Annotated in this window: 21 protein-coding genes; 9 read left to right on the forward strand and 12 right to left on the reverse strand. The window is 42.1% G+C overall.

Going from position 1 to position 19,376, the window contains the following annotated elements; all coding sequences use genetic code 11:
• Position 1: 1 nt before the first annotated feature.
• The 7 genes from LPTSP_RS06900 to LPTSP_RS06930 form a co-directional block, all read right to left on the reverse strand.
• Positions 2-1,369, reverse strand: a complete 1,368-nt coding sequence (locus tag LPTSP_RS06900) for a S41 family peptidase (RefSeq protein ID WP_108928069.1) — start codon at positions 1,367-1,369, stop codon at positions 2-4.
• On the reverse strand, positions 1,359-1,661 hold the full coding sequence (locus LPTSP_RS06905) for an LA_1448 family UV-C exposure upregulated protein (protein WP_108928070.1): 303 nt from the start codon (positions 1,659-1,661) through the stop codon (positions 1,359-1,361). Before LPTSP_RS06905 ends, LPTSP_RS06900 begins: the two co-directional genes overlap by 11 nt.
• 59 nt (positions 1,662-1,720) lie before the next feature.
• Positions 1,721-2,329 (reverse strand): transcriptional repressor LexA, encoded by a 609-nt coding sequence (lexA, locus tag LPTSP_RS06910; protein ID WP_108928199.1) that lies wholly within the window; start codon positions 2,327-2,329, stop codon positions 1,721-1,723.
• A 55-nt stretch (positions 2,330-2,384) separates the two neighbouring features.
• Positions 2,385-3,566, reverse strand: a complete 1,182-nt coding sequence (locus LPTSP_RS06915; protein WP_108928071.1) for an efflux RND transporter periplasmic adaptor subunit — start codon at positions 3,564-3,566, stop codon at positions 2,385-2,387.
• A gap of 2 nt (positions 3,567-3,568) precedes the next feature.
• On the reverse strand, positions 3,569-5,032 hold the full coding sequence (locus LPTSP_RS06920) for a TolC family protein (protein ID WP_108928072.1): 1,464 nt from the start codon (positions 5,030-5,032) through the stop codon (positions 3,569-3,571).
• A 74-nt stretch (positions 5,033-5,106) separates the two neighbouring features.
• Positions 5,107-5,700, reverse strand: coding sequence for a hypothetical protein (locus tag LPTSP_RS06925; RefSeq protein WP_108928073.1), 594 nt, complete (start codon positions 5,698-5,700; stop codon positions 5,107-5,109).
• Between the two features lie 33 nt (positions 5,701-5,733).
• Complete coding sequence (locus tag LPTSP_RS06930) at positions 5,734-7,293, reverse strand: tetratricopeptide repeat protein (RefSeq protein ID WP_108928074.1); 1,560 nt, start codon at positions 7,291-7,293, stop codon at positions 5,734-5,736.
• Between the two features lie 70 nt (positions 7,294-7,363).
• Here LPTSP_RS06930 and LPTSP_RS06935 point away from each other — a divergent pair, with 70 nt between their 5' ends.
• Genes LPTSP_RS06935 through LPTSP_RS06955 form a run of 5 tightly spaced genes read left to right on the forward strand, consistent with a single transcriptional unit; the run spans position 7,364 to position 10,763 of the window.
• The gene (locus LPTSP_RS06935; RefSeq protein ID WP_108928075.1) at positions 7,364-7,888 is read left to right on the forward strand and encodes an ABC transporter permease; all 525 of its coding nucleotides are present in this window, start codon (positions 7,364-7,366) and stop codon (positions 7,886-7,888) included.
• Positions 7,885-8,550, forward strand: coding sequence for an ABC transporter ATP-binding protein (locus LPTSP_RS06940; RefSeq protein ID WP_108928076.1), 666 nt, complete (start codon positions 7,885-7,887; stop codon positions 8,548-8,550). The genes LPTSP_RS06935 and LPTSP_RS06940 overlap by 4 nt, the downstream gene beginning before the upstream one ends.
• Entirely contained in the window at positions 8,547-9,452 is a 906-nt protein-coding gene (locus LPTSP_RS06945) for an ROK family protein (RefSeq protein WP_108928077.1), read from the forward strand. The genes LPTSP_RS06940 and LPTSP_RS06945 overlap by 4 nt, the downstream gene beginning before the upstream one ends.
• Positions 9,449-9,796, forward strand: a complete 348-nt coding sequence (locus LPTSP_RS06950; protein ID WP_108928078.1) for a histidine triad nucleotide-binding protein — start codon at positions 9,449-9,451, stop codon at positions 9,794-9,796. Before LPTSP_RS06945 ends, LPTSP_RS06950 begins: the two co-directional genes overlap by 4 nt.
• A gap of 19 nt (positions 9,797-9,815) precedes the next feature.
• On the forward strand, positions 9,816-10,763 hold the full coding sequence (locus tag LPTSP_RS06955; RefSeq protein ID WP_108928079.1) for a lysylphosphatidylglycerol synthase transmembrane domain-containing protein: 948 nt from the start codon (positions 9,816-9,818) through the stop codon (positions 10,761-10,763).
• Between the two features lie 23 nt (positions 10,764-10,786).
• Here LPTSP_RS06955 and LPTSP_RS06960 read toward each other — a convergent pair whose 3' ends face one another.
• On the reverse strand, positions 10,787-11,215 hold the full coding sequence (locus LPTSP_RS06960) for an LA_2478/LA_2722/LA_4182 family protein (protein WP_108928080.1): 429 nt from the start codon (positions 11,213-11,215) through the stop codon (positions 10,787-10,789).
• A 178-nt stretch (positions 11,216-11,393) separates the two neighbouring features.
• Here LPTSP_RS06960 and LPTSP_RS06965 point away from each other — a divergent pair, with 178 nt between their 5' ends.
• Together LPTSP_RS06965 and LPTSP_RS06970 are read left to right on the forward strand one after the other, a co-directional pair.
• On the forward strand, positions 11,394-12,680 hold the full coding sequence (locus tag LPTSP_RS06965) for a beta-ketoacyl-[acyl-carrier-protein] synthase family protein (RefSeq protein WP_108928081.1): 1,287 nt from the start codon (positions 11,394-11,396) through the stop codon (positions 12,678-12,680).
• Positions 12,681-12,687: 7 nt separating this feature from the next.
• Positions 12,688-13,227, forward strand: coding sequence for a SiaB family protein kinase (locus tag LPTSP_RS06970; RefSeq protein WP_108928082.1), 540 nt, complete (start codon positions 12,688-12,690; stop codon positions 13,225-13,227).
• A gap of 10 nt (positions 13,228-13,237) precedes the next feature.
• Here LPTSP_RS06970 and LPTSP_RS06975 read toward each other — a convergent pair whose 3' ends face one another.
• The 4 genes from LPTSP_RS06975 to LPTSP_RS06990 form a co-directional block, all read right to left on the reverse strand.
• Complete coding sequence (locus tag LPTSP_RS06975) at positions 13,238-14,002, reverse strand: PP2C family protein-serine/threonine phosphatase (protein WP_108928083.1); 765 nt, start codon at positions 14,000-14,002, stop codon at positions 13,238-13,240.
• A 95-nt stretch (positions 14,003-14,097) separates the two neighbouring features.
• The gene (locus LPTSP_RS06980) at positions 14,098-14,859 is read right to left on the reverse strand and encodes an SDR family NAD(P)-dependent oxidoreductase (RefSeq protein ID WP_108928084.1); all 762 of its coding nucleotides are present in this window, start codon (positions 14,857-14,859) and stop codon (positions 14,098-14,100) included.
• On the reverse strand, positions 14,856-15,734 hold the full coding sequence (locus LPTSP_RS06985) for a four helix bundle protein (protein WP_108928085.1): 879 nt from the start codon (positions 15,732-15,734) through the stop codon (positions 14,856-14,858). The genes LPTSP_RS06980 and LPTSP_RS06985 overlap by 4 nt, the downstream gene beginning before the upstream one ends.
• A gap of 2 nt (positions 15,735-15,736) precedes the next feature.
• On the reverse strand, positions 15,737-16,174 hold the full coding sequence (locus LPTSP_RS06990; RefSeq protein ID WP_108928200.1) for an acyl-CoA thioesterase: 438 nt from the start codon (positions 16,172-16,174) through the stop codon (positions 15,737-15,739).
• 329 nt (positions 16,175-16,503) lie between these two features.
• On the opposite strand from LPTSP_RS06990, the gene LPTSP_RS06995 reads away from it, so the two are divergent.
• Both LPTSP_RS06995 and LPTSP_RS07000 read left to right on the forward strand, forming a co-directional pair.
• Positions 16,504-18,315, forward strand: coding sequence for a CoA-transferase (locus LPTSP_RS06995; protein WP_108928086.1), 1,812 nt, complete (start codon positions 16,504-16,506; stop codon positions 18,313-18,315).
• A gap of 72 nt (positions 18,316-18,387) precedes the next feature.
• Complete coding sequence (locus tag LPTSP_RS07000; protein WP_108928087.1) at positions 18,388-19,365, forward strand: ketoacyl-ACP synthase III; 978 nt, start codon at positions 18,388-18,390, stop codon at positions 19,363-19,365.
• Positions 19,366-19,376: the final 11 nt, after the last annotated feature.

The raw sequence follows: 19,376 nt of genomic DNA on the forward strand, positions 1-19,376 counted from the left end.
TTTAAGATTTAGAAGAAAGTAGATCCACTGCTTTTTTCAATTGAGGATCCAATTCCAAATCAGTCATAGTTCTTTCTTTTTCTGCCTGAGTCTTATTTTTATAAACTGCTCTAGCAACATCCGAACTGAGTTTGATCCCTTGTTCTTTGAGTGCCTTTTCGAAATTTAAGAAATTCTGCTCATTATATTCCGGATATTTGGAAACAAGTTGATCGAGTAGTTTTTTCTCACTCATCTTTCTGAGATAAAAACGATCGTCTTCATTCGGTTCTATTCCTTTCACAGTCACGTCAGGCTGTATACCCTTTCCATGAAGTGATTTACCGGAAGGAGTATAATATTTCTGAACTGTAAGTTTTACAGCCATTCCGAAAGAAAGCGGATAAACGATCTGCACGGAACCTTTTCCGAAAGAAGTGACTCCTACAATTTTTCCTCGTTTATGATCCTGGATGGCTCCAGCAAAAATTTCGGAAGCGGAAGCGGAACCTTCATTGATCAGAACAACCAAAGGTATGGAAGTGTATTTTTCTCCCTTGCCTGTGGACTTAGAAACATCTGCAAGTTCACCGCCTCTTCCTCTTACGGAAACTATATCCAATCCTTCCGGAAGAAAAATATCGGACAATGCGACTGATAAAGGCAACAGACCGCCGGGATTCATTCTTAAATCCACAATCAGTCCTTCCGATTTTTTGTCTGCGAGAGACTTCAGATGTTTTTTAAATTCTTCTAATGTATTTTCTCCCATGAACTGATTCAAACGGAGATAACCAACTTTTTCTTTTTCAAAGAAGAAGGAACGAACATAACGTATCTTGATGTTTTCTCGGACTAAAGTGAATTGCAGAGGTTCTTTGATATTTTTTCTCTCTACCTTGATGCTAACGGAACTTCCTGGCTTTCCGCGCATTAGTTTGATCCCTTCTACATAGCCCAAATTCGAGGTACTTTTGCCATCTATCTCGACAATCCTGTCTTGAGGCAAAATTCCCGCTTTCATCGCGGGAGTATCTTCGATAGGAGAAACGACCACTATGGCTCCGTCGGTGTAAGCCACTTCCATTCCTACTCCGCCAAAAGATCCGCGAGTCTCTTCTCGCATCTGTCTATATTCTTCTTCTTCCAAGAAAGAAGAATGAGGATCTCCTAAAGATCCTAACATTCCTTTGATAGCGCCTAAGAATACTTTCTCTTCGTCTACGGTTTCTACATAGCCGTTCTGCATGAGCCCGAAAACTTCATGAAATAATTGCAGGTACTTTTCGGCAGTTTCTGAAACCGCTTTTGCATGGACCGGGCGAAAAACGAGCGTGGTAAATAGGATCAGAACCAAACCGGCCCAAGCGAATCTTTCTTTATTCTTCATTTTTGCCGACCAATGCGAAGTATGTCTTCGGATATTTGATTCGAATTTGTTCCATTACGGAATCCTTATCTAGTTGGTATCTTTCGCAGGCGGCTTCCAAAATTTCGGCGTCCTTTCGAATCGTTTGTTCGGAAGCATAATTCAATCTTTCCGCAAGACGGGCCTCGGTCAGATATTCAAGGACAAGTTTTAAGTCCTTGTCTCCGATCTCTTTTTTTCGGGAGGCACAATCGAATAGTAGAAGTAAAAGGAAGAGGGCCGCAATTACGCGGAAAAAGGAAAGATAGTTCACTCTTTCAAAATCTTTCCTCTCTCAGGGAGGAGTGTCAACTCCGAAATCCGGAGCGTTTATCAATAGGTACGGTAGAGACCGATCAACTTTCCTACGATCGTTACTTTTTTACTACGAATTGGTTTGTATTTTGGATTTCTAGCTTCCAGACGAACATGGTCCGCTTCTTTAAAATAGACTTTTAAAGTGGCCTCGTCTTCGATCAGTGCGACTACGATCTCTCCATTTCGAGCTATATCCTTTTTTTGGATAATCGCCACATCTCCATCGTTGATCCCAGCTTCGATCATGGAATCCCCCTGCACTTTCAGAGCGAAGGTAATTCCTTTAGAGGCCATCTCTTCCGGAACTGGGATATAAGCTTCTATATTTTCTTCGGCCAGGATAGGGAGTCCGGCGGCCACTCTACCTAAGAGAGGGATACTTGGGGTGGGAACTGGTAAACTTTCGAATGGGCTTTGGCGGGTAAGCTCTATGGCTCTGGATTGGTTTTTGGAGGTCTTGAGGTATCCTTTTTTCTCTATGGCTTTTAGGTGATCGTAAGCACCTTTTGCCGTGATCCCAAACTCATCTCCAATCTCTCGGATCGTTGGAGGAAAGCCCCTTTCTTTAATCACATTGGTAATAAAATGTAAAACTGCGAGTTGCTTTTCCGTTAGATCTTTCATGCTTAACAAGTTATTAGTGAATAAATGTTGTGCAAGTACTTTTTTGGTAACAGATCTAAAACTTCATAAACTCACTTTTGAGCACGAATGAACCTTTAGAAACAACTTCCGCACCGTCAGGAAGTCCACCTAAGATGATGACATCGTCTTCTATCGTGTCCCCAACTACTACATTCACCGCTTCGAAACTACCTTCTCCATGAGGAACGAATACGAAGGATTTTCCTTCTATTTCGTGAACAGCTTCCACAGGGATCATCTTACGTTTTCCTCCTCCAGTGCTCACCACAAGTCCCGCAACTTTTGCAGTAACCGTTTGGCCTGGCTTAAGTTTGTTTCCCTTGTTGGAAACCATGATCCTAAGCTTTGCAGTACGTTTTACGTTGTCTAATACAGTTCCGACGTAACCGACTTTTCCTAGGATCTGGACACTGCTATGCTCGTCTCCCAGAGGATAAATAGTAGCCTGTGCACCTTCTCTCACTCCACCCAGATCTTTTTCGTATACGTCGAGTAAGACCCAAAGATGGCTTAAGTTAGCGATCGTGAATAATTCTTCGTTGCGAGTCACCTGTTGCCCTAAGATGGCTTTTCTTTCGGTGACTTCTCCGTTAATAGGACTTCTGAGGATCAGGTTAGAAGAAACATAGATCCCTCTTTCAATTCCTTCTATTTCGGAAGGAGTTAGACCATAATTGTCCAACTTGATACGAGTAGTCTCCACTTCTGTTTTTGCAGTTTTGTATTGCATGGTAGCGAACTCATATTCTTTTGCAGAAGTAACTTTCATTTCGAAAAGTTCCTTAGCACGGTCCGCTTGCATCTTCAATGCATCTAGGGAAGCTCTTGCTTTTACGTAAGCCGCTTCTACTTCTCCCAATTGGATGGATGAAAGTATTGCTAATGGAGATCCTTGGCTTACCCTATCTCCTTCCTTGACTAAAACTTTTTTGATCCTGGCTTCTACTTGAGAGCCTACCTTTGCCATACTTTCAGGATCGTAGGTGATCCTACCTGGCAAAGCGAGTTCTTCGAATTGAGAGACTTCTTTTAAGCCAACGTAAGTGAGAGGATGTCTTCTGATTACGTCTTCCGGAACTGTGAAAACGTTTTTGTTCTCTTCGGTGATCTTTTTTTCAGGTTTCTTTTTGGAGAAGTATTTGAATCCAAAAAATACGATCGTAATCCCTAAAGCTAAAACGATCAGAACCTTATATTTTTGGAATAATAGTTTCATTGTCACTCTCCCTTCGCCTTGTTCGCCGAAGAAAATTCCGCGATCTTTCCGGTTGCGGCCTTGTAGTTTTCTACCGCGTTAAAATATAAATATAGTAAATCGTAATATTCTCTAAGGATGGTGAGGTAGTTTTTTTCTGCTTGGAGGAAGGTAACTTGATCGGAGGCGCCGCGGACATATGCAATCCTGGACTTCTCTTCCAATTGTTTGTTCTTTTGGAGAAGGTTGATCCTTTCGTATTTAGTTAAAAGTTCTTCTCTCGCCAACAGTTCTTTTTTAGCAGCTTCTATCTCGGCGATCACTTCCCTTTTTTTTGCATCCAGGGCTAATTCGAATTTTCTATATTCTTCTTTTGCAGAATATACTTTTCCTTGCCCTCTATCGTTCAAAGGAATTGGAAGAGTAGCGAATACGCCCCCGTAATTTTCCCCACCTTTGACCCTCCACTCTCCACCTAACTGCAACCAGCCGAAGGACTCCCTTCTCTGCAGTTCTATGTTCATCTTCTTCTCTTGGAGTCTTTGTTCCAAAGCAGTTACGTCTGGACGTTCTATAGAAGGAAAGTCCTCTTTTAGGTGAAGTCCCATTTCTTCCAAAGGTCTGAACTTCATAGAGTCCACATTGAAGGCGAATACACCTTCCTCTTCCGATAAACCAGTGAGAATGCGTAGATCTTTTTCGATGGATTGTCTGCGAACGATTGCGTCACGGTAGAATTTTTCTACCTGAATCCTTTCCAACTCCAGACGTTCGAATTCCAAAGGAGAGATGTCTCCCTTCTGCACTCTAAACTTAGTGAGTTCTAAAAGGTCGCTATAGTTTTCGTAGAATTCTTTGTTGGTATCTACAAGAAGTGTAAGGAATACGAATGCCCAATAATTTTGGCGAAGTCTCATCCGGAAGATACGATCGAAATTCCTAAAATCTTGGATAGAAGCCTCGAACGATTTTTTAGCAACTCTTGTCCTAAGAGGCACAACTCCGTACACGTCCACTTCTTGGAACATTCCGGGTGCGGTTTCCGGACTTCCTCCTTGGGAGTTTGGAGTTCCACCAATGAATTGTTGTTGGAATTGAACGACTGGATTTCGATACAAGGAAGCGGTGATAACCCGTCCTCTTTCGATCCCCATATTTTGTTTTTCGGATAAATACAGCGGGTTATTAGAGACCGCATATTCGGTTATACGATCCACATCCCAGTCTATAACCTTGCCGACTACGGAATTAGTACTTGTAGAACTGCTAGCTACCGGCGTGATGTTTTGGTTGGACTTGTTTACTGGACTTCCCTTTTTATCTTCAGTAGTCGTTTCGAAAGGAATCGTTTCCGGAAAGACAACTGTCCCAAAGGGGAATAAGAATGCAGAAGCTGCAAAAATGGAAAGTAGGATCCAACTTCTATTCTTATTATAGGAAGTTTTATGGAGTAAATCTTGTTCGTGTTCCGATTGGAAGTCTCGCATCCTCTTTCCTTATGACTATTTCAATATCAAGCCCTGGTACCGCAAGTCCGTTTGCCTTTTTAGAAGGTTTCATTTTAGAAAAGCCGGAATAAGTACCATTTCCCGTCCTGCTTTATGAAATACGGATTGATCAGTTCCCTTTCTAATTTTTGGTTCTCTTTAAATTTGAGCTTCAACTCACAAGCACTCTTGCTCTCGTAATAAAAATCGACCTCTATCCCACCGGAAGAAAGTAACAAATCCCGGACCGTTCTTACTTCTTTAGAGTTTTTCTGTTTTTCTAGTAGTTCTCGATCGAAGAAGTATATGCGAAAATAATTATCCGCGGAAGAAAGTTCTTGGATGAGTTGTTCTCTGGTCCAATTCCCTTTTATGTCCAGATAGATCCCTTCTTTCTTGGAAACCAGCTCAGGTAAAAAATTCAGATCTCTTGCGATTGTTCCAGAAACGAGTCTTTGTACTAATTTCAGGATCTCTTCCGTATCCTTGGAATGTTCTCCGGTATGTCCCGCTAAGAAAACTTTCCCTTGAGTAACATTGGGAGGAATTTCAGGACTTCGCTTAGCAGAAAGAGGAGATTCTCCTCTTGTAACGCAAGAAATTTGTAATAATAGTAGAAGTAATAGTCCTCTGAACAAAACAGATCCGTAGAATGATAGATGGAACATGAATCAGACCCCTAATAAGACTGAAGGTTCCCTTTATGGGGATTTCAGTGCCTTTTTTAAAAGTTCTTCTAAGTCTCTTCCGTAAAGTACGGAGAGTCTGGACGGATTATCTGCCAAAAATCTGCGGGCGCCTTCTGTGAACTCCGCATCTCCTATGATAAAAGCCTTGTCTAGTCCCAGATCTTTTACCTGGCCCAAGGTATCTCTTAAGAAAATATCCGAAATTTTGGCGTCCTTCCATTTTCTGAATTTGAAAAGAGCCCTCGTTTCCTTATCTGTTTTGTTCAGACCTTGGAAATTGACCCCGTCCCCTTCTTTGTTCGGGATCTCTCTACTCACAGTATAATTCAGTGCAAGAACTACCTTCACACATAAGTTCTTAAAATCCACACCCTTTAAAGATCTGTAATGATCCATGGCGCTGATCCCGATCTTATTCACATCGATTACGATCTTGTTCCCTTCTTCGTCTATGATCCCTTTGATATGGAAAGACTTGGAGGATTTTAAACCGGAGATCTCATAATAACGGTCTACAGGAAATAGTTCCGTGAATAATTTCCCAAGTTCTTGGTCAGGACTGAATCCACTTTTGGAAACTTTTCCGAGTTCTAATCTTTTGGTCTCTACTTGGTATTTATAATTTGCAAGTTCTATGATCCGATCGTCATCTACTCTTTCGGATTCCGCTTCGATCAGATATTCGCTAGCGTCTTCTAATCTTCCCATTTTGACGGCAATCAGGGAGAAATGGAAATCTGAGTCTATCGTCTCCTGTTTCCATCCGTTATTCCTTGCGATCTCCATACAAAGTCTGGCGTGTTTTAATGCTTCGTTCCAATTCTCTTTCAGTATGAGTTCCAACATGATGAATTGGAATAATGTATAACGAACATACTCATCAGTGACAACATCTACCACTGAGTTTGCTACACGGATCGCCTCGTCATGTTCTCCCGCTCTGGATAAAGAGATCGCATATAAAAATCCGCCGACGGAAGAAGTTGGATCTTCTTCGAATGCTTTTTGGAAATAAGTCCTTGGATCTCCTTTTCGTAAGATCCCTGCGATCACACCTTTTCCTAAGAGTAAGGCAGGCATTTTGATATTCTCATCCGGTATCCTGGATAAAAACTTATCCGCAATCCCGAATTCTTTTTGGCCGATCGCCATAAAACCGATACGGATACAAGCTTCTAGATTATCCGGGTCCACAGAAAGAGTATCCGAATAATGGAATACAGCTTCTTCGTATAGATCTTGTTGGTAATATATATCTGCGATCCGATTGGAAACCGCAACTTCCGAAATTTCCTTATCGAAGTTCCCTATCTTTTTGATCTTGTCTAGATGTTTTGCTTCGTTATTATAATCGCCCTCCATGGCGTAAATTTTCGCCATGATAAAATGAGCCCTGGTGTTAGATGGATTAGAGTCTAGAATGTCTCTGATGAGGATACGAGAGTCGACGTAATTTCCCATAGCCGCCAAAGCCAGAGCTTTCTCAAACGAATCCTTTTTGGATTGAATGAGAAACGAACCTGCCGCGACGATCAGGATGATTCCAGCTGCTACGAGAATTACAAAGATCATTTTTCGGAATTTCTGCTATTAACTAAATAAATGTTGGATAAAATCAAACGTTTTCAATATCCTGCTCCCGATGGGAAGAATCACTTACCTGAGGTTTGCATTTTCCCTCTTCCTCCGGGACTGGATCACCAGTGTATTGCACGTCGTATTCTCGACGTTTTTTGCCTACGGATTTTTATTCGGATTTTTCTCCCTTCGTACGGAAAAAAGACCCACGGACATTTCTAGTATCGATCTATTCCTCAATTCTCCGTACCTGGTTTTATCTCTTTGTAGCCTTGCTTTAATTTTTATGAGCATTGTCCGGGTCATGACTCGTTCCGGGGATAACGGAATTATGATGGCAGTAGGCGGTAACCGGCAGGGAGTCGTGCTCCTGCAAACCGTAGAACTCTGGATTATCCATGGGATCGGGTTCTTATTGTCTTTAATTTTAAGCGTTTTTATCCCGATCGGAAAGTCCGAATTAGTCTCTCCTCTGGACTATATCTCCAGTTTGGGCGCAGAGGCCATCCTAATCGGAGGAATTAGCGCGCTTGTCGCCTATTTGTATACCTTAGTTGATCCTTATAGATCTATCAGGAGGGGAAAATGATCCTTAGGATTAATAATCTCTCCAGACATTACGGTTCTACCAAGGCTGTTAATGGGATCTCCTTCGATATCAACCAATCCGACTATGTCGCAATAGTTGGACCTTCCGGTTCCGGAAAAACCACACTTCTTTCCATGATCACTGGCATGTTGTCCAGTAGTTCTGGAGAGATCTACTTCGATACATTAAAACTTTCCTCCATGACCAAAGGGGAACTCGCTCGATTCAGGGCGAAAAACATAGGACTGATCTTCCAGTTTTCCGAACTGGTTTCTCACCTAACTGTAGAAGAGAATATTCTTCTGCCCGCATTACTCGTAGGAAAATTCGAGGAACAGGAATATAGAGAAAAATGTGAGTTTCTCATTTCCAGTCTGCATCTTCATACGATACGAGACCAACTCCCAAGTAGTCTTTCAGGTGGTCAGATCCAGATGACTGCGATCGCAAGAGCTCTTATCAATGAACCAGAGATACTTCTTGCGGACGAACCATCCGGAGATTTGGATCCTGAAAATAGTGAACTAGTACGTAAACTTCTCTCCGATTTTAATTCCAGAGGACTAACGATCCTACTCGTGACCCACGATATGAATCTGGCATTCGATGCTAAGACGATCTACGAAATGAGAGAAGGAAGTTTTACCAGAGTCGTTAAATGAGTTCTATTATAGGCGTGGATATCGGCGCCCAAAGTATCAAAGCCTGTCTTACTAACGAGTCCGGCAAAATAATTTCTCAATCCGATCGAAAGACCGGACCGGAAATGGATTCTAAACTTTTTCTAACTTCTTTAGAAGAACAGATCTCGGAACTCATCGCAGATTCCAAAGATCCGGTAAAAGGTATCGGACTCGGAAGTCCCGGACCAATAGATAAAGAAAATGGAATATTGATCTCTTCTGCAAATCTTCCCTTATTAAAAAATGTTCCCTTAGTAGATTTCTTAAAGAAGAAGTTTAACGTTCCGGTATATTACGATAACGACGCAAACTGTGCGGCACTCGGTGAGTATTGGTTTGGAGAAGGTAAAGCTTCTTCCAATCTGGTTGTTCTTACCCTAGGAACTGGATTAGGTGGAGGATGGGTTTTCCAAGGCAAATTATTCGACGGATATCTTGGAAATTCTATGGAAGTGGGCCATACCACGATCCATCCTGGCGGAGCACTTTGCGGTTGCGGACAAAGAGGCTGCGCAGAAGCTTATTTCAGCGCGAGCGGATTCTCTTCTAGATTTTTAGAAAAAACAGGCTCCAAACTTTCCGATGTAGAAACACTTTTCGATCTGGCTTCTAAACATCATAAGGAAGCAAACGAGATCTTGGAAGAAGGGATAGAAAGTTTAGCGCAACTCATCCGTAATTTAGTCCATTTACTCAATCCTGAGCATATCGTATTGTCCGGAGGGATAGCCAAGTCCTATTCGGTTTTCGGAAAACGACTTGAAAAGAGGGTGAGAGAAATCATATTTCCCATATTCAAAGAATACGTAAAGATCCTTCCAGGAAAATCGGTCACCGGGGCACTGGGAGCGGCAAGTTTATGTTTGGATAATAAAACATGACAGATTCGTGCATATTTTGTAAAATTATCAATAAAGAGATCCCATCCAAGATCATTTTCGAGGACGAGAATCTATTAGCTTTTCATGATATTTCTCCTCAGGCGCCTACTCATTTTCTGGTCATTCCCAAAAAACATATCGTGGACATAGACAAAACCGGAGCAGAAGACAAAGCCCTCCTTGGAGAAATTTTATTCAGAGCTACAGAAATCGCAAGGTCTCTCGGGCTCAATAAAGACGGTTTCAGAATTGTGAATAATATGGGTGTACTCGGCGGCCAAACGGTATTCCATCTTCATTTTCATATACTGGGCGGAAGACAAATGAAATGGCCCCCAGGCTGATCTGTAACGAGGATCTATTTTGAAAAAATTATTACTCGGATTCGGGATCAGCGTTTTATCTCTTGGTTTTCTATTTTGGAATCTGGATCTTTCCGGTTTTACTTCTATTCTAGAAAGATGGAAACCTATCTTTCTAGTTCCATTCTTCATCGCCATACTTTGGGGATTACTCTTATTCTCTTGGAGATGGTATTTACTACTTGGGAAAAAAGTCCCGTTCAGGACTGCTCTTCTTTCCGCTTATATAGGAGTGGGAGCAAATCAGTTTTTGCCAGCAAGAGGAGGAGATATCTTCCGTCTCTATCTCTGTAAAAAAGGAGAAAGTATCGGTTACGGAAGTTTAGTCAGCGGCATCTTCTTAGAAAAGGTATTGGACTTCTCCTTTATATTCTGCGCAGGACTCGGTGCTCTTTTTATTTTAGGAGTTAACGGACCCGAAACAAAGATATTATTTCCTTTACTAGGTATCTTAGGGATTTTTTCCGCGTTAGTGATCGTTCGTTTATTTCACCGGCATCTGATCTCTTTGGGGGAATTTTTATTTTCCAAAATAGGAAAGAAGGAATTTTTCTCGGAAAAACTTGCTCCACAAGTTGCGGAATTAGGAAGTTTTTTAACTTTTCGTAATGTTTCCAGTTATGGAGTTCTAACCGCCGGCACATGGCTTTTAGGGTACGCAATTCATTATACTCTTTTGCAATATTTAGTCGGTATCCATTTAAGTCCTTTAGAAACAGTATTTATCATGTTCTGTGGAGCCGTGGGTGTGATGGTACCTTCTGCGCCATCCGGAGCTGGAGTATATCACGCTTCCATCACATCCGGATTCGTGTTATTAGGGAGAGAAAGTTCGGAAGGATTGGTATACGCAACCACCGTTCATCTAGGGCAGATGGTTGCGCTTGGAATTTTAACGGCTATACTCTACGTTTACTGGTCTTTCACTGAAAAAGAAAGAACCGAGTAAGATCGTAACCGCTTGTTATGCGATTATGGAGAATCTGGTTTTGAGATCTTTTCCAAATTTTCGCAACCTGGTATTCCCAGTCTCGGGCCTCTTTGTCCTTTAAAAGGTTCGCAAGTAGTATTCTCCAATCCGGCTATACAAGCTTCGAAAGAAGCAACGGTCTCAGCAGTCAATTCTTGCTTTTGAGATTTTCTTTGCTCTCTCGCCTTATCGAAATTTTCCTTAAAATAGGAAACACATCCTTCCTCAGATTGCATAAAAATAGGAAGAGTAGCTCTATATTGGGCCGGTATCTTTGCTATATCGTCCTTACTACATTCTATCATTTTCGAACAAAGCGCTTTTTGGAACCGAGGAGCTAATTCCATAATTTTGTCTTCGGGAGATTTCGAGCAGGAAATCATAAGGACAATTCCGGAAAGAAATAATATTAAAACTCTATTCTTTTTCATTGGATACCCCAAAATAAATTTCCAACAAATTAGTCGCCTAGCTTCATTCGAAAATCCTTTTTCTATTATTTTATGGTTTTATGAAAATTTTGTCCCTTTTTTGCGTCTTATATGATTCAAAATGATTTTTTTATTTCCAAATCTAATTCACCTAGGTAATTTCTAAACCCTCTATTCTATGGATAAATCTAAAAACGGAAAAAACTCCCGGGTAGTCATCACCGGCATCGGAGTCATTCTTCCGAACACTTTTTCAGTACAAGACTTTTGGACAAATCTTTCAGAAGGAAGATCCCAATTGGATTTTATTACCCGTTTCCCTACGGAAGACTTTCCGATCAAGGTTGCAGGAGAGATGAACACTTTCGATTGGAAGAAACATCTGCCTGATCTGAGCGATAAATATTCTAAAAATTATAATACGGAAACTCTCGCATTAATGGCAGCCATGGAAGAAGCCAATAAAGATGCAGGCATCACAAAAGGAGATCTACATCCTAGCAGAGTCGGTTTTATAGATTCTTCTTCCAGGGCATCTATGGCCTGGTGGGACTTTGCTTGGAGAAAATATTTGGAAGAGAAGGACGATAACGTGTTCGACCGTTATTCCGTTCTTACTTCTATGGCTTCCAATCCGACAAACTTAACGGCGATTAACGCGAATATCCAAGGTTTTGTGACCACCGTATCCGCGGCTTGTGTCGGAGGTCATCATGCGATCAGCTTATGTTACCAAGCCATCCGCAAAGGTAGAGCGGAAGTAATGTATGCCGGAGGTCATGAATTTCCTCTTCTAAAACCTTTGATGATGATGTATTCTGATCCAATGAGCAGGGTCATGTCTTTGGAAAAGGACAATCCTAAAAAAGGAATGAAGCCTTATGATAAAAACAGGGACGGATTTTTATTAGGAGAAGGAGCGGTCGTCCTCGTAATGGAAAGATTAGACAGGGCTCTTCAAAGAGGCGCCAAGATCTATTCGGAAGTTTTAGGAACTTATAGCTATAATGAAGCAGACCATGCGATGAGAATGGACTTAACCGGTAAAAAAGCAACTACAGGTCTCAGGCATCTAATGAAGATCAGCGGACTTCGTTTGGGAGATATCGATTATTTCTGCGGACATGGAACCGCTACGTATAACAACGATTTGGCGGAGAGTCGCGCTATAGGTCATTTATATGAGGGTCGCCCTAAATTCCATTGGGCGCCTGTCGGTTCTATTAAACCGATCTTCGGCCATACATTTGGAGCGGCAGGAATTATCAATGTGGCTGCGACTTCTCTTATGTTGAAAAATCAGACCCTATGTCCTACCATCAATCTAGAGAATCCGGATCCTGAATGCGATCACGACCATGTCGCAGAAGGAGCCAGAAAGGCGAAAATCAGATATGCAATTTCCATGGCGTTTGCGATCGGAAGCCAATCTTCATTCGTAAGTTTGGCTGCTCCGGAGTTTTGAGGGGTATATGCAGTTATCAAAACAATATAATGTTCTTAAAAGGACCGGAGTGGCCCTTCTTTATAAAGGGCCGTTTTCAGAGACCACCATTTCTTCTTTAAACGACCTTCTAAAAGAAAAGTTAGAGGATGAAAAGAAAAAGAACCGAATCCTAACAGTATTCGTGGAAATGGCCCAGAACGTTGCTCACTATTCGGTCGAGAGGGACGAAAAAAGCGGTATAGGCATTTTAGTATTAAGAAGAAAGGCCCATAACTGGGAACTCAATTGTGGAAACGCAGTCACTCCAGAGCAAGCTGCATTCTTAAAAAGTAAATTAGAAGAAACTAAAAAACTTTCCCAAGAAGAACTCAAACAAAAATACAACGAACAGATCCGTTCCGACAGGCCCGAAAAAAGTAAGGGCGCAGGTTTAGGATTTTTTGAGATCGCAAGAAAATCGGATATGCCTTTGGTGTATCAGTTAGAGGAGGCGGACAACGGGGATCTATTCTTCCGATTGACTGCCCGATTTCTGTTAGAAGGCGCTTATTCTTCGAATCTTTAAGACGAACAACTCAAACCGAATCTATTTTGATGATCACGATCGTATGATTGTCTCTGGTCAATCTGAGATTCGCTTCTTCCGAAAGGATCCTGCAGGTTTCTCTAAGATCCTCATGATCTCTTAGGATCTTTTCTATCTGATCTATGTTCAGAACTTCAGTAAGACCGTCGGTACAGATCAGTATAAAATCTCCCGGAGACAGTTTTCCGGAATAATCGAAGGTATCCACTTCTATACTTTTAGTTCCGCCGCCGATACAACTGGTTAAAAGATTTCTGCCGAAACTGGAGCCCAACTCTTCTCCAATATTATGATCTACTGTTACTTTACTAAGCCCATTCTTAGTAAAATGATAGAGGCGGCTGTCTCCTACGTTAAAGATCCAGGATTTTCTCTTTCCCAAAAGACAACCTACTAAAGTGGTTCCCATCTTGGGCTTTCCTATGGATTCTCCGTACGCGTTTACTTCGTTATTAATTTTGCGGATCAGGTTTTTCCAACCGGAAGAAGGTAACTCTTCGATAGGACGGATCGCTTTCTCCATCCAAGCAAGTTTTTCTAATGCGACTCTACTTGCGATCTCCCCTGCCTCATGTCCTCCCAGACCGTCTGCCAAGGCGAATAGTCCGGAAAATTCTTCCGTGTCTAACGTGCGGACCGTTTCAGATTCCCCGTGAGTTTGGCCGCATACCAAACTATCTGCGGCCAAAAAAGAATCCTCGTTGTGAGAGCGAAAGTTTCCTTTGTCCGTGATTGCATAATACCGGAGTTTCATATTTTTTTTGACCGGAAAAACCGTTTACAATTCTATAAACGGAATTACGCAATTTTGACTCATCCGAACTTTCCTACAAGAAAAAGATTACGTTTTTATTTAGCAGTATAGCCGCCGTCGACCGGAAGCGCCACACCGGTGATAAAGGAAGCCTCGTCGGAACATAGCCAAACGGCCGCCTTGGCCACTTCACTCGGTTCTGAAAGCCGGTTGACCGGATGTAATCTGGTAATTTTTTTCTCCGCTTCCTTCGGATCAGAAGAAGAATGAAAAAGTCCCTCTAACATTTCTGTTCGAATAAATCCGGGACAAACTGAGTTTACTCTGATCTTTTTTTCCGCGTATTCCAATGCGGCTGATTTTGTAAGTCCGACTACTCCATGTTTTGCCGCGGAATAAGGAGCCACTTTCCAATCGGCACCGACGAGTCCCGCGATAGAGGATACATTAACGATAGAACCCCCTCCTCTTTTTAATAGTAGTTCTATCTCATGTTTCATACAAAGCCAGGTGCCTTTCAGATCCACTGCGATCACTTTGTCCCAAACTTTTTCAGGATATTGGTGAAGATCGGTTGCTAGTCCGCCAACTGCAGCGTTATTCACTGCGTAATCCAGGCCTCCGAATTCCGACTCTGCTTTTTGTACTAATTCTTTTACTTGGGAATCGTCGGATACGTCGCATCGAAAGAATTTTACCTTTCCACCCAGTTTGGAAATTTCTTCTTCGGTTTTTTTTCCTTCTTCTTCCCTTCTTCCGCAGAATAGGACTTTTGCACCTCTGGAAACAAATTCCAGTACGATTGCTTTTCCGATCCCTGCGTTCCCACCGGTGACTAATGCGACTTTATCTTTCATCGGATCTTTCTAGTTTCTCCGGTCCTGACTTTGTTCAGATATTTTTTGAGATGAGAATTGATCGTCTGAAGATCTTCCAACTCTTGAGAAGGATCCACTTTTCCCAGATCCGCAACTAAGATCAGAAGATATCTTAACTCTTCTAAATGTACTTTTGCTCTCAGGATATTTTTTACTTTTTCGGCACGGATCCTGGTTCCCCAGGCTCCTGCGATCCTAACAGGTAATAAAGACGAAATGGATCTGATATGTTCTAAAAGGCTTGGCTCTACTTTTCCTTTCCAGGTCTCGCAAAGTTCGTATAAATGAAGAAGGAACACATGTGCAAGATTCCAAACTTCCAGTTTACGAAATCCGAATACGAATCCGTCCGGCCCAACCGCACTCGAGATCTCTTTTCCGATCTCGGGGCTTTGCATCTTGATGTATTTCCCTGTATCGAATTTCTTTTTGAACTCGGAGGGAATCGGAACTACTTTTCTAAGTTTATAATCAAAGAATAAAACTCTGATCTTTACGACAGATACCTTCTCCGCTCGATTCCTTTTAGAAAGTCGGAAGTATAGATCGAAAGACTTCTCTCCGAAATTGTCCAAAGAAACGTCGATGATCACTTTATCCTTATATAATAATTCTCCCTGATATTGTATGGAAGCATTCGCAAATATGATGCTGTTTCCATGTATATCAGTTACCGAATAACCTAAGTATTGGAAGAATTGAAGATGAGCTTCCATCACAAGGTCCAAGATACTTGCAAAAGAAACATGTATGTCCAAACTCAGATCGATCTTACGGATCGGGATCTCCGTCGAAAAATAATATTCCGAAGGAAACTCCGCTTCCACCTGAGCAGTTTGGACCTTGGAATTCATACTTAGAATTTCGCCCTGAATTCGGACGGGATCTCCAAGGTTTTTTTAGAAACATAGTCGTAAAAGACTAGGAAAATTTTTGCAAATCCCACTTCTTCTTTGGAAACTTTTTGAGAAGCGGAAATATGCAGCTCGCAAGACTTCTTCCCTAAATTAAAAATTCCAGCGGAAAATTCCAAAACGTCTCCTGCTTTTGCTTCGGACTTATATTCCACTTCCATTTTAGGGATGATGATATTTGCTCCCGCAATATTTGCCTTGGACCAAGTGTAGGACTCTAAGAATGCATCAAATACTTCGTTCACAAGAGGGATGAAAGTTTCGTATGTTAGGTGAGAAACAAAAAGTCCACCTACCACAGTGGCGCTCCTGGTATCGGATCTGCGGACCATTAATTCTGTCTTGAAGATAAAAGACTCTTGGTTGGAGACTTGTGACATCAGCTTTTCTTTCTCGAAAGGTTCCATCTTAGTATCGGAGCCTGGAAATCCGATCTTAAAGCCTTAAGTCTCTCCTAAGAGTGGGAATGATGTAAGATCTGAAATTTTTTATACCCGAGTCAGGCAAAAAAGAGAGGCCTAATCCCTCCTACTTAGTAAACACTCGCATTAAACGATGTTAGTCTTTTTATGCGAAATATCATGGGATTTAAACGCACGATTTGACAGTATTTTCATACAGATTTCGTATGAATTCGGCCTTTTTTCCGTCAAAAATTTAACCTTTAGTGAAAAGGCTTTTTGTCCGGGCTTTTTTACATAATAAACGAATGCCACAAGAATCGAAACATCAAACTACTAAGATTCTTTCCGATCCTGATTCCCTTGTGCGGGAATTCGTCAAGCCTCGCATGTACTTACACTTGGCCACGACAATGTCTAGGCCGAATGCACTTATCTATTCTCTCTCCAGAGTTTTTGAAGGAACAAATCCGGAGTTCACTATAAGCGTTGCGGGTATTCATTCCAGCGCTCATTGTCTCGCTCTTTCCGGCATCGTGAAAAAGATGATCACTGGTTTTGCCGGAGATAATTATCCTAAACCAAGTCCCAACAGTTTATATAAGGACTTGATGAGAGGGAAACCTTTCGAGTTGGAACTTTGGTCCCTTCTCACCTTAGTGCAAAGATTGATGGCGGGTGCCATGAAACTTCCGAGCTTTGTTTCTAACTCTTTGGTAGGGTCTGACCTGATTACGGACAAATTGGGAAAGACCGCATTCTTATATCATAAGCCTACCGAAGGAAATCCTTTCGGAGAAGCTGCAAGCCCTCATCTAGTTACCGAAAGCAGAGGAACCAGAGAAAAGGACATGGTGGTTCTTCTTCCACTCTGCCCCGAGATCACATTGGTCCACGGAGTAGTAGCTGACGAAGACGGGAACATAGTACTTTCTCAACCTGGAGGAGAAGCGGCCTGGGGTGCGCTTGCAGCGACAAAGGGTGTGATCGCAACTGTGGAGAAGATCGTACCAAGAGGAACAGTTCCTCCTGAACTAGTGCATATACCGAGTACGAAAGTTTTAGGCATTGCTCCTGCAAGATTCGGGGCTCATCCTCAATCCTTGAGAGTGCAAGGTTTTCCCGAGATCCCCGCATTCGAAGGAGTGGAATCTTATCTGGACGATTACGAATTCCAAATGGAGGCCAATAAGGCGGCAGGCATTCCCGCCAAGGCCGAAAAATGGTATAAAGAAAATGTAATGTTATCCGGAGGCCATGAAGATTATCTGGATCTGATCGGAGAAGTCAGGCTCAGACGTTTAAAAATGACTCCTCCGGAACATTCTCTTTCTTCTCCCGAAAATCCAAAAACAGTAAACGACTCGGAACAGATGATCATTCTTGCAGCAAGAGCGATCATAGAGAAGGTCAAGACAAAAGGGTATAAAACCATTCTCGCAGGAATTGGAGCCGCACATATAGCTGCCTGGACAGCAGCCAAACTTCTGGAAAAAGAAGGGATCCATATCAAGATCGTTGCGGAGCTTGGATTTTACGGAATGAAACCTTTTGCGGGTGATGTCTTTCTTTTCAGTCAACTTCATACTCGGCACTGCTCAATGTTGTCGGATATAGTAAGTATCTTGGGAACAATCGTACCTGATGACTGTTTGGGAGTGATCGGCGCCGCAGAAGTGGACTGGTTCGGAAATATCAACTCGGTCTTGGATGGAAAAGGGAACTTCTTAGTTGGATCCGGAGGAGCAAACGATATCGTATCCGCAGCGGACACGATCGTAGTAGCAAAGGCCAACCGTTTTCGTTTCGTGAGAAAAGTAAAACATATCACTTCTCCCGGCGAAAGAGTGGTAGAAGCGGTATGTCAGTTCGGTAGATTTCAAAGGTCTTCTTTTTCGGACCATCCTTTCGAATTAACTTCCTGGCTTGCCCCCGCTTCCGACGAAGAAATGGAACCAGAAGAAGCCGTTCTAAGATATACACTTTGGCTTCCCCCCGACGAAGATCTTTCCATCCCCCAAGAGCCTGAGATCAATTCGGATGAATTGACTGCTCTCAGAGAATTAGATCCGGAAAGAATTTATACGGAACAATTTATGGTGTACACTCGTTTGCCTTAAGTATGATAAAGATGAAGCAAAAGATTGGAATTATGACTGGAAATTTATTATGGACCAAAGGAGTATTGATCCATGGCGAATTCTAAAAACCTAGTTTCGAACGGGGTTCGAATCACCGGGATTGGACATTATCTCCCGGAAAGGATCGTCACTAACGACGAAATTCGCCCTAGATTAAAATATCCTGAAATGCATCCCGCAGAAAGAGCAGTCATCGGTAATATTGGCGTAACGGAAAGAAGAAGGGCGAACGAAAAAGAAACCGCTCAGTTCATGGCGGCGGAAACCTCCAAAATGATCCTGAAAGACGCAGGAAAAAAAGCAGAAGATGTGGACTTATTCATTCTAGCAAATTGGACGGACCGGCTTTATCTTCCGGATCTGGCTCCCCAAGCTTCCAAACTTGCAGGGACTTCCAATTCATTAGCATTCGATATTTGTACCGCTTGTACCGGTTTTGTTCACGGAGTACAAATGGCATCAGCGTTCTTAAGCAGCGGTAAATTTAAGAGCGCACTCGTGATCGGTAGCGAAAGATTTTCTATTAGGACCAAAATGAACGGTTATGGAGAATTCACTGCAGGTGATGCGGCTGCAGGAGTTCTTTTAGAATATACCGGAAATAAAGAATTCGGTATCATCGACTCCTTTTTGAAAGATGACGGAGATCTTTCCAATATCATCGAAATTGGACCAGGACCGAATTTTTATATAAAAAGTTATCCGGAACTTGTGACTAACGCTGCAGATCTCACACTTTCTTCTATGGACGATCTATTAAAAAAGAATGGTCTAGAGTTAGAAGACATAGACTGGGTCATCCCTCATCCGGGAACAGATGTGGTAGTGCAGGACGTTCTCAAAAGAACAAAATTCCCTAGAGAAAAAATACTTTTTAATTTTGAAAGAATGGGAAATACTTCCGCAGCATCCATCCCAGTAGCATTATCCGAATATTATTATAAAGGGATCGTCAAAAAGGGAGACTTGATCCTTTCCCCTGCGGTAGGAGCCGGATTTTATTGGGGCGGACTTTTGTATCGCCTCTGAAAATTCGATAT

Origin of the sequence: Leptospira johnsonii, from assembly GCF_003112675.1 — a bacterium.
Taxonomy (GTDB): domain Bacteria; phylum Spirochaetota; class Leptospiria; order Leptospirales; family Leptospiraceae; genus Leptospira_B; species Leptospira_B johnsonii.